This window comes from Agrobacterium sp. MCAB5, from assembly GCF_052114365.1.
In the GTDB taxonomy this organism is placed as follows: Bacteria; Pseudomonadota; Alphaproteobacteria; order Rhizobiales; family Rhizobiaceae; genus Agrobacterium; species Agrobacterium tumefaciens.
Genome location: NZ_JBFREP010000265.1, coordinates 1 through 443 on the forward strand (window position 1 = coordinate 1; position 443 = coordinate 443).

Below are 443 nucleotides of genomic sequence, written 5' to 3' on the forward strand. Positions count from 1 at the left end.
GTTGTATAGGCCCGAGAACCGGGCCGGTAATTGCTATGGGCTCAGACCGTGGATCCGCCTACGAAGGAGAAATTCGATGCCACTCGAATGAACAATTGACAAAAATCCTGATGTGAACGGATACGAATCAACCATCCGTGAAACATGAAGATGTTAGCCGCACGCGATGAGTCGTGGATTTTCGCACCAAATGGTGCTATATGAGCTACTCATTTACGGGGGCTGGAACGTGCGATCAACCATAAATATCGACGACAATCTTATGGAACGGGCCAAGTCCCTCACGGGCACCAAGGAAACAGCAGCTCTCGTGCGGCAAGCGCTGGAGACACTCGTGCGTGTGGAATCCGGCAAACGGCTGATCGCGCTTGGCGGCTCTATGCCTGAGGCTGAAGCATCGCCTCGCCGACGGAGCGACGTGGCCAAGTGATCCTGGTAGACAC

At 54.2% G+C, this 443-nt stretch carries 1 protein-coding gene; it reads left to right on the forward strand.

Annotated elements, in window-relative coordinates; genetic code table 11:
* Nucleotides 1-229 precede the first annotated feature (229 nt).
* Complete coding sequence (locus AB4Z23_RS28550) at nucleotides 230-430, forward strand: type II toxin-antitoxin system VapB family antitoxin (protein WP_013637280.1); 201 nt, start codon at nucleotides 230-232, stop codon at nucleotides 428-430.
* Nucleotides 431-443 lie beyond the last annotated feature (13 nt).